Annotated in this window: 6 protein-coding genes; 3 read left to right on the top strand and 3 right to left on the bottom strand. The window is 68.2% G+C overall.

Annotated features, from left to right (window positions below; all coding sequences use genetic code 11):
- Window positions 1-56 precede the first annotated feature (56 nt).
- Window positions 57-1,496: an Nramp family divalent metal transporter gene (locus AB0M15_RS17155; RefSeq protein ID WP_363819208.1), complete on the top strand. Its 1,440-nt coding sequence runs from the start codon at window positions 57-59 to the stop codon at window positions 1,494-1,496.
- On the opposite strand, the gene AB0M15_RS17160 is transcribed toward AB0M15_RS17155, so the two are convergent.
- The 3 genes from AB0M15_RS17160 to AB0M15_RS17170 are packed head-to-tail and all read right to left on the bottom strand — an operon-like array spanning window position 1,493 to window position 5,710.
- Window positions 1,493-3,838 (bottom strand): helix-turn-helix domain-containing protein, encoded by a 2,346-nt coding sequence (locus AB0M15_RS17160; RefSeq protein WP_363819209.1) that lies wholly within the window; start codon window positions 3,836-3,838, stop codon window positions 1,493-1,495. The genes AB0M15_RS17155 and AB0M15_RS17160 overlap by 4 nt on opposite strands.
- Window positions 3,831-4,757, bottom strand: a complete 927-nt coding sequence (locus AB0M15_RS17165) for an SMP-30/gluconolactonase/LRE family protein (protein WP_363819211.1) — start codon at window positions 4,755-4,757, stop codon at window positions 3,831-3,833. The genes AB0M15_RS17160 and AB0M15_RS17165 overlap by 8 nt, the downstream gene beginning before the upstream one ends.
- 23 nt (window positions 4,758-4,780) lie before the next feature.
- Window positions 4,781-5,710, bottom strand: coding sequence for an SMP-30/gluconolactonase/LRE family protein (locus AB0M15_RS17170; RefSeq protein WP_363819213.1), 930 nt, complete (start codon window positions 5,708-5,710; stop codon window positions 4,781-4,783).
- 54 nt (window positions 5,711-5,764) lie between these two features.
- Between AB0M15_RS17170 and AB0M15_RS17175 the strand changes: the two genes are divergently transcribed.
- The gene (locus tag AB0M15_RS17175) at window positions 5,765-6,214 is read left to right on the top strand and encodes an Lrp/AsnC family transcriptional regulator (protein ID WP_363819216.1); all 450 of its coding nucleotides are present in this window, start codon (window positions 5,765-5,767) and stop codon (window positions 6,212-6,214) included.
- Between the two features lie 66 nt (window positions 6,215-6,280).
- Window positions 6,281-8,056, top strand: coding sequence for a biotin carboxylase N-terminal domain-containing protein (locus AB0M15_RS17180; RefSeq protein WP_363819219.1), 1,776 nt, complete (start codon window positions 6,281-6,283; stop codon window positions 8,054-8,056).
- Window positions 8,057-8,291: the final 235 nt, after the last annotated feature.

The following is an 8,291-nucleotide window of genomic DNA, read 5'->3' on the forward strand; positions in this document are numbered from 1 at the left end:
CGGGAGTTGGTTAGTCTCCGGAGTCTGTGGGGGGTCGAGGAAGAGGTGAGGAGCCGATGGCAGACACCAAGTCCGTTGACCAGAACAGATTCAACCTGCCGACCAAGAACCTGCCCGCGCCACAGGTCCGCGACCTGCCCGAGCCGCCGAGCCAGACCTGGCGGATCGTCGGGCCCGGGATGGTCGGGGCCGGGGTCGGGCTCGCCTCCGGGGAGTTCATCCTCTGGCCCTACATCTCGTCGCAGGTCGGGCTGGTGTTCCTCTGGGGAGCCGTCGTCGGCGTCGCGATCCAGTGGTTCCTGAACATGGAGATCGAGCGGTACACGCTGGCCACTGGTGAGACAGCGTTGACCGGCTTCAACCGCTACGGCAAGCACTGGGGCCTGTTCTTCGCGCTGATGACGTACTTCGCGAACCTCTGGCCCGGCTGGGCGACCAGCTCCGCGTCGATGCTCACGTACCTGTTCGGCGCCGGCGACCCGCGCTGGATCGCGATCGGCATCCTGGTCGTGATCGGCCTGATCCTCACCCTGGCGCCAGTCGTCTACGTGATGCTGGAGCGGCTGATCTTCGTCAAGCTGGCGGCCGTCGCGCTGCTCGTCGTACTGGCCCTGATCTTCGCCATCCGGGCGAAGACGTACAACGCACTCGGCGACGCTGTGACGCACCCGGAGTTCCCGGTCAGCACACTCGGCTTCGCGCTGATGATGGGCGCGATCGCGTACGCCGGTGCCGGCGGCGGGCAGAACCTGTGCCAGAGCAACTGGATCCGCGACAAGGGCTTCGGGATGGGCGTTCACGTCCCCCGGCTGACCTCGCCCGTCACCGGCGAGAAGGAGGCCGACCCGAACGCCAACGGCTACACCTTCCCACCGGACGCCGAGAATCTGGCCCGCTGGCGGCGCTGGTGGAAGTTCACCAACCTCGAGCAGGCGCTGACGTTCGTCCTGATCACCGTGCTGACGATCATCTTCACCTCGATGCTCGCGCACGCCACCTTGTTCGGCAACCCGGCGGTCCAGAACAAGATCAGCTTCCTGAAGATCGAGGGCGTCACCCTGCAGTCCCTGGTGGGCGGCTGGTTCGGCTACCTCTTCTGGGCGATCGGCGCGTTCTCCCTGTTCGCCGCGGCGGCCGGCATCGTCGACTACACCTCCCGCCTCGCCTCGGACATGATCAAGGCCCGGTACCTCCGCACGTCCCCCATCACCGAGTCCAAGCTGTACTTCTGGCTGGTCTGGGGATTGGTTGCCTTCGGCATCATCGTCCTGCTGGCCGGCCTGGACCAGCCGCTGGTCCTCCTGGTCATCTCAGCCTGCACCGCCGGCACCATGATGTTCGTCTACTCCGGCCTGCTCTGGTGGATGAACTCCCGCGCCCTCCCCCGCGCCATCCGGATCAGCCGCCTCAGGACCGCAGTACTGGCCTTCTCCTTCCTGGCCTTCGGCTTCCTAGCGGTCTTCACCGTCATCGACCAGATCAAGAAGAACTTCTAGTCACCGAGCAGGGCACGGAGCTCCGCAGTCCGGGGAGCTCCGTGCCGGACCAGCAGGCCAAGGGCGGCCTGCCACTGGGCCTTGGCCTCGTCGGGGCGGCCCAGGCCGTGGAGGGCGTGGCCGAGGTGTTCGCGGACTCGGGCTTCGGATTGCCAGTTTCGTTGGGCTACCTCCAGGGCGGCCAGGAGGTGTTGTTCGGCGCTGGGGAGTGAGCCGAGGGCCAGTTCCGTCAGGCCTAGGCCTTCGAGGGCTTCTGAGATCTCGAACTCGTCCTGGTTTGCCAGAGCTGCCGTGTGGCATTGCTGGAAGTAGGTCAGCGACTCGTCGAGGCGGCCGTTCTCGCGGTAGGAGATGCCGATCATGCACCAGGCCCAATGGCGGCCGACCTTGGCTCCTACTCGGTTCAGCGCCTCGACCGCGCGGTGGAACTCCTCGTCCTGGGCGGCCGTTCGGCCTTGTTTGCCGGCGATGGTTCCGAGGATCAGCCGGCCGTCGGCCTCCGCGACCTGATGGCCGTGGCGGACCGCCTCCGCGACCCCGCTGCTCGTCGACGCGATCGCCTCGTCGAGCCGGCCGAGCTCGAGCAGGAAGGAGCCGAGGAAGATCTGCGCGGACGCGTGCTGTTCCGCGCACCCGATCAGCTTCGGGGCCGCCAGCCCGGCCGTCATCTGCTCGACCGCCTGGGTGTACTGGCCGACGGCACCGCACTGATGGGCCAGCTCGTAGGGCAGGATCGCGGCGGCGAACGGGTCGCCGACGGTCTGCTCGGCGGCCAGCGCGATCGTGCACAGCGTGACGCTGTCGGAGTACCGGCGCCGGTCGAAGAGGTACTGCAGGAGGCCGACCGCGATCTTGGCGACCATCGGCCGCTCGGCGTTCGTACCGCCGGCCGCGCGCCGGAGAGCACCGATGATCTCCTCGAACTCCTCGTCGAACCACGCATAGAACTCGGCCTGAGTGAGGTCGTCCCCGCCCGCCAGCCAGCTGTGATCAAACCAACTGCCGGTCAGCGGCTCCCAATTGCCGGGCGTTCGGCTTCGCCAGGCCATCCCGAGATAGAGCCGCAGGACGCGCATGCGGGCAGCCTCGCGTTCCTGTACGTCGGTCAGCTCGGCGGTGGTCTCCTGCACGAAGCTCCGGACCAAGTCGTGCAGCCGATACCGACCGGGTACCAGGGAATCCAGCAACTGCAGATCGACCAGGCGTTCCAGCCGGTCCTCCGTGTCGGCGATCGGGAGGTCGAGCAGGGCCGCGGCGACCCGGACGTCGAGTTCGTCGCCCTGATGGAGGCCGAGCAGGCGGAAGGCGGCAACTGCGTCGAGATCGCGGTCGGTCGCGGCGGTCAGGGAGAGTTCGATGCTCGCCCGGACATCGAGATCGGAGGTCGACAGCTCGTCGAGGCGCCCGCGGCTGCTCTCCAGGCGCCGGGCCAGGTCGGCGACCGTCCACGACGGCTCATCGGCGAGCCGGGCGCCCGCGATCCGCAAGGCGAGTGGGAGCCCACCGCACAGCCGGACGATCGCCAGCGCGCTGTCCGCTTCGTCGTCGATGCGGTTGCCACCGACGACCAGGGACAGCATCTGCAGAGCGTCTCGATCAGGCAGGACGTCCAACGCCACCCGGGCGACGCCGGGGAGCGCGGCCAACGTACGGCGGCTGGTGATCAGGACCGCGCAGGTCGATGCCCCCGGCAACAATGGCGCCACCTGCGCCGCGTTGGCGGCGTTGTCGAGGAGTACCAGGACTCTTCGCCCGGCCAGTGCCGAGCGATAGCGGGAGGCGGCCTCGTCGACATCGTGCGGGTCATCCGGCGCCCGCAGGCCGAGACTGTCCATCAGCCGGCCGAGCGCCTCTTCGACCGTCATCGGCAGGCCCGGCCCGAAGCCCCGGAGATTCAAGTACAGCTGGCCGTCCGGGTACCGATCCTTCAGCCGATGAGCGACATGGACCGCCAGCGCGGTCTTCCCGATGCCGCCCATCCCGGCGATCGCGCACGTCAGTACGACGCCCGGCCGCAGGTCCGCCGTGGCGAACGTCTTCTCGAGTTCGGCGACCTGCTGCTCACGCCCGGAGAAGTCCTGCAGGTCGTCGGGCAATTGGTCGAGCTCCCTGACCCGAGGCGCCGTCCGGGCCCCGGCCGCGGCCAGGTCGGCCCGCTGCTCCTCGGTCAGCGCGAGCCCGTCGGCGAGGAGCTTCACCGTCGCCGGGCGGGGATGCCGACGACGGCCGGTCTCCAACGTCTTGATGGCTTCGACGCTGACGCCGGATGCCTCGGCCAGACTCTCCTGCGACAAAGCGGCCGCCTTGCGGAAGGTTCGTAGTACGGCGCCGAAGTCAGGCACTGGGGTCGTACGGCTGGCGGCCGCCGTTCACCGTGGTGAAGAGGGAGTAGAGCGAGGTGGTGGCGGTCAGGAAGAGGCGGTTGCGTTTGGGGCCGCCGAAGCAGAGGTTGGAGACGGTCTCGGGGACCAGTAGTTTGCCGAGCAGAGTCGCGTCCGGGTGGTAGACGTGGACTCCGTCGGCGGCGGCACCCCAGACACGGCCTTCGCTGTCGAGACGGATGCCGTCGAAGGCGCCGTTGCCACACTCCGCGAACAGCTCGCCGCCGCGCAGCTTGTCGCCCTCGACCGTGAAGACGCGGATGGTGGCTTCCTCGGTGTCGGTGACATAGAGCAGGCTGCCGTCGTTCGAGAACGCCAGTCCGTTCGGCCGGTTGAAGTCATCGGCGACGACCGTCAGGACGCCGTCCGGGCTCACCCGATAGACGTGACAACCGCCGACCTCGATCGAGCCCTTGTGGCCCTCGTAGTCGCTGTCGATCCCGTACGCCGGATCCGTGAACCACACGGCTCCGTCCGGGCTCACCACGACGTCGTTCGGACTGTTCAACCGACCGCCGTTGTGGCTGTCGGCAAGCACCCGGACCGAACCGTCGTGCTCGGTGCGCGTCACCCGCCGGTTGCCGTGCTCGCAGCTCACCAGCCGGCCCTGCTCGTCGAGCGTGTGCCCGTTGGTGTTCCCGGCCGGCTCACGGAACACCGACACCTGGTACGACGTCTCGTCCCAGCGCAGGATCCGGTCGCTCGGGATGTCGCTCCACAGCACGTACCGCCCGGCCGCCGAGTAGACCGGCCCCTCCAGCCAGCGACCACCCGTCCACAGCCGCTCGAGATGCGAGTCCCCCCGGATCCCGGCGAAGCGATCATCCAGCTTCAACCACTCAGCGGGGACGGTACCGGCCAACGGCTCAAGCACAGGCATGCCAGCTCCTCGGGTCAACGTTGTCAACCGCGATCGTACGGCGGCGGCGCTCCGTCCGTGGTGAGTAGCCAGGAGTAGACCGAGGTGGTTGCCGTGACGAACAACCGGTTGCGCTTGGGACCGCCGAAGCACAGGTTGGAGACGATGTCCGGGAAGAGCAGCTTGCCGAGCAGGGTGCCGTCGGGGTCGAAGCAGTGGACGCCTTCGTGGGTGGCGGCCCAGATCCGGCCGGAGGCGTCCAGCCGGATGCCGTCGAACATGCCGGCTGCGCACGGTACGAAGACCTCTCCACCGACCAGCCGGTCGTCCTTCACCTCGAACCGCCGGATGTGTTTGGCGGGGGTGTCCACGACGTACAGCTGCGACTCGTCGAGCGAGAACGCCAGCCCGTTCGGCCGGGTGAAATCGTCCGCGACGACGGTCAGTTCACCGGCTGGGCTCAGCCGGTAGACGTTGCAGCCCGGGATCTCCTGCTCGGCGGCGTACCCCTCGTAGTTCGAGGTGATGCCGTACGGCGGATCGGTGAACCAGATCGAACCGTCCCGCCGGACCACCACGTCGTTCGGGCTGTTCAGCCGCAGCCCGTCGAGGTGCGAGGCGAGGACCGTCAGCGATCCGTCGAACTCGGTCCGGATGACCCGGCGATTGCCCTGCTCGCAGCTGATCAGCCGCCCTTGACCGTCGAGCGTGTTGCCGTTCGTGTAGCCGGCCGGCTGGCGGAAGACCGAGACCGCGCCGGACAGCTCGTCCCAGCGCAGCATCCGGTCGTTGGGGATGTCGCTGAACACCAGGCTGCGCCAGGCCGGGACGTAGACCGGGCCCTCCAGCCAGCGGCCACCGTCGAACAGGCGCTCGACGTACTCGTCGCCGCGGGCTACCAGCGCGAATCTCTCGTCCAGCGTCACCAGCTCGGCCCGCGATCGGACCGGTGTGTCAGTCAGCGTGATCGTCATGGCCTGAATGATATCCTGGCCTCTAGTTGTCAGACCAGATGAGATTCGGTAATCATGACCATAGACCAGACAGATCGAGAGCTGCTGGCGCTCTTGCAAGAGGATGCGACGCAGTCGTATGCCGTACTCGGGCAGGCGGTCGGGTTGTCGGCGGGGGCGGCGCATGAACGGGTTCGGAAGTTGCGAGCCGGCGGGGTGATCCGGCGGACGACGATCGAGGTGGACCCGGCGGCGCTCGGCAACGGCGTACTGGCTTATGTGCTGCTCGACACCGACGCGTGGATGGGCGACGCGCCGACGCTGGAGGCGTTGCGTGCGATCGCCGCCGTGGAGGAGGCGCACATCATCGCCGGCCCGGCGTCAGTGATGGTGAAAGTGCGCACGGGCAGCACCGAGGCGCTCCAGCAGACCCTGCGCGCGCTCCACCAGGTGGACGGCGTGACCAGCACTCAGACAGTCGTCGTGCTGGAGTCCTTCTTCGAGCGGCCACCCGCGGTGATGTGACATAGAACCTGTCACCCTCCTGGCCTGGTTGACCCTAGACTCAGCCGGGCCGAAGGGAGTTCAGCTGTGTCTGACAGCAAGCGCATCACCAAGGTCCTGGTTGCGAACCGTGGCGAGATCGCCGTGCGGGTGGTTCGTGCTGCCGCCGACGCCGGTCTGGGCAGCGTCGCCGTGTACGCCGAGCCCGACCGCGACGCCCTGTTCGTCCGGCTCGCCGACGAGGCGTACTCGCTGGACGGCGCGACGCCGGCCGACTCCTACCTGAACATCGCCAAGATCCTCGACGTCGCGGCCCGCTCCGGCGCGGACGCGGTGCACCCGGGCTACGGCTTCCTGGCCGAGAACGCGGAGTTCGCCCAGGCGGTCATCGACGCCGGCCTGATCTGGATCGGCCCGCCGCCGTCGGCGATCGACTCGCTCGGCGACAAGGTGAAGGCCCGGCACATCGCCGACAAGGTCGGTGCGCCCCAGGTGCCCGGCACGCCGGACCCGGTCGCCAACGCGGACGAGGTGGTGGCCTTCGCAACGGAGTACGGGCTGCCGATCGCGATCAAGGCGGCGTACGGCGGCGGCGGCCGGGGCATGAAGGTCGCGCGCACGATGGAAGAGGTGCCGGAGCTGTTCGAGTCGGCGACCCGCGAGGCGATCAGCGCCTTCGGTCGCGGCGAGTGCTTCGTCGAGCGGTACCTGGACAAGCCGCGGCACGTCGAGACCCAGTGCCTGGCCGATGCCCATGGCAACGTCGTGGTGATCTCCACCCGCGACTGCTCGCTGCAACGGCGGTACCAGAAGCTGGTCGAGGAGGCGCCCGCGCCGTTCGTGACGGCCGAGCAGCTCGAGACGCTCTACAAGTCCTCGAAGGCGATCCTGCGCGAGGCCGGGTACGTCGGCGCCGGGACGTGTGAGTTCCTGATCGGCCAGGACGGGCTGATCTCCTTCCTGGAGGTCAACACGCGGCTGCAGGTCGAGCACCCGGTCAGCGAAGAGGTCACCGGGATCGACCTGGTCCGGGAGATGTTCCGGATCGCCGACGGTGAAGAGCTCGGGTACGACGACCCCGAGATCTCCGGTCACTCGATCGAGTTCCGGATCAACGCCGAGGACCCGGGCCGTGGCTTCCTGCCCGCTCCGGGCACGCTGACCAAGTGGCACGCGCCGTCCGGACCGGGCATCCGGCTCGACGGCGGCTACGACCAGGGCGAGACCGTGCCGGGCGCGTTCGACTCGCTGGTGGCCAAGCTGATCGTGACCGGCCGCGACCGGACCCAGGCGCTCGAGCGCTCCCGCCGCGCGCTGAAGGAGTTCGTCGTCGAGGGCATGCCGAGCGCCGTACCGTTCCACGCGGCCGTGGTGAGCGACCCTGCGTTCGTCGGCACCGACGGCTTCAAGGTGCACACCCGCTGGATCGAGACCGAGTTCGACAACCAGATCCCCCCGTACGACGGGGCCGCCGACGTGGCCGAGCCGGTCGAGCGCGAGAAGGTCACCGTCGAGGTGGGCGGCAAGCGGCTCGAGGTCGTACTGCCGGCCGGTCTCGGCGCATCGGTCGCTTCCGGTGGTGCCGCCTCTTCGAAAAAGAAGCCGTCGCGGCGTGCCGGTGGCAGCGGCAAGGGCGCGGCCGCCTCGGGCGACTCCCTCACCTCGCCCATGCAGGGCACCATCGTGAAGATCGCCGTCGAGGAAGGCGCGACGGTGGCCGAAGGCGACCTGATCGTGGTCCTGGAAGCGATGAAGATGGAACAGCCGCTGAACGCCCACAAGGCAGGTACCGTCACCGGCCTCTCCGCCGAGGTAGGCGCCACCGTCGCCGCAGGCGCCGCCATCTGCGAAATCAAGGACTGACCACCAGCAACAAACGGTCACCTTGAACACCAACCCGCGACCTTGAACAAGTTATTACTTGTTCAAGGTCACCCTTTGATGTCCGAGCCCACCACTTGTGGGCTCGGACACCCGGCGATGGGGTTGAACACCGGGTGGTGGGGTTGAACACCGGGTGGTGGGGTTGAACACCGGGTGGTGGGGTTGAACACCGGGTGGTGGGGTTGAACACCGGGTGGTGGGGTTGAACACCGAC

The sequence above is a fragment of the Kribbella sp. NPDC051718 genome (genome assembly GCF_040681515.1).
Classification (GTDB): domain Bacteria; phylum Actinomycetota; class Actinomycetes; order Propionibacteriales; family Kribbellaceae; genus Kribbella.

Coding starts and splice junctions, on each gene's coding strand:
- AB0M15_RS17155 (WP_363819208.1), top strand. CDS start 57: ATGGCAGACACCAAGTCCGTTGACCAGAACAGATTCAACCTGCCGACC.
- AB0M15_RS17175 (WP_363819216.1), top strand. CDS start 5,765: ATGACCATAGACCAGACAGATCGAGAGCTGCTGGCGCTCTTGCAAGAG.
- AB0M15_RS17165 (WP_363819211.1), bottom strand. CDS start 4,757: ATGCCTGTGCTTGAGCCGTTGGCCGGTACCGTCCCCGCTGAGTGGTTG.
- AB0M15_RS17170 (WP_363819213.1), bottom strand. CDS start 5,710: ATGACGATCACGCTGACTGACACACCGGTCCGATCGCGGGCCGAGCTG.